1 protein-coding gene is annotated in these 1,169 nt (G+C 64.6%); it reads left to right on the plus strand.

Going from position 1 to position 1,169, the window contains the following annotated elements; all coding sequences use genetic code 11:
* A partial coding sequence (locus tag ACQUQ1_RS22295) for a heavy metal translocating P-type ATPase (protein WP_435066370.1) occupies positions 1-1,169 on the plus strand: 1,169 nt, incomplete at both ends.

Below are 1,169 nucleotides of genomic sequence, written 5' to 3' on the forward strand. Positions count from 1 at the left end.
CTCGTACTCGTCCGGCCGGGTGCGAGTGTCCCTGCTGACGGCGTCGTCGAAGAGGGAGACTCCGACGTCAACGAGTCCATGATCACGGGCGAATCGAAACCGGTCTCGAAAGACCCCGGCGACGAGGTCATCGGTGGGACGATCAACGGCGACGGCAGCCTCCGCGTGCGCGTCGGTGCGACGGGCGAGGAGACGACGCTCGCGGGAATCATGCGCCTCGTCGAGGAAGCCCAGCAGAGCAAATCCAAGACACAGGTACTGGCCGACAGAGCGGCAGGCTGGCTGTTCTACGTCGCCCTCGCGGCGGCAGTCGTGACAGCAATCGCGTGGACGCTCGCGGTCTCATTCGACGCAACGGTCATCGAGCGCGTCGTCACAGTGCTCGTCATCGCCTGCCCGCACGCACTCGGGCTCGCCATCCCCCTAGTGGTCGCAATCAACACGTCATTGGCGGCTCGCAACGGGATGCTGGTCCGGGACCGTATCGCGATGGAGGAGGCGCGGAACCTGGACGCCATCATCTTCGACAAGACGGGGACGCTCACCGAAGGCGAACACGGCGTCGTCGACATGGCGACCGTCGAGGGCGTGGAAGAGGACGACGCTCTCGCGCTGGCAGCAGCCGTCGAAAGCGATTCCGAACACATGATCGCGCGAGCCATACGCGAGGCCGCCGACGAGCAGGACCTCACCGCACCTGACGCGACCGACTTCGAGGCGATCAAAGGCCGGGGCGTCCGTGCGAACGTCGACGGAAATGAGGTGTACGTCGGCGGGCCAAACCTGTTAACCCAACTCGATAGCGAGATACCCGACCATCTCCGCCGCTTCGCTGACGAGGCGGGACAGAACGCTCAGACGGTGGTATACCTTGTTCGTGAAGGCGAGCTGATTGCCGCGTTCGCGATGGCTGACGTAATCCGTGAGGAGAGTTTTCGTGTCGTCGATACCCTCCACGATCTGGGCATCGAGGTGGCGATGTTGACTGGGGACTCCCAGGATGTCGCCAACGCTGTCGCCGACGAACTGGGCATCGACACGGTGTTCGCGGAGGTCCTCCCCGAAGACAAGGACGAGAAAGTTCAGGAGCTTCAGGACCAGGGCAAGCTCGTCGGGATGGTCGGCGACGGGGTGAACGACGCGCCGGCGCTGACGCGGGCCGACGTCGG

The sequence above is a fragment of the Halobaculum sp. EA56 genome (assembly GCF_051195075.1).
Classification (GTDB): Archaea; Halobacteriota; Halobacteria; order Halobacteriales; family Haloferacaceae; genus Halobaculum.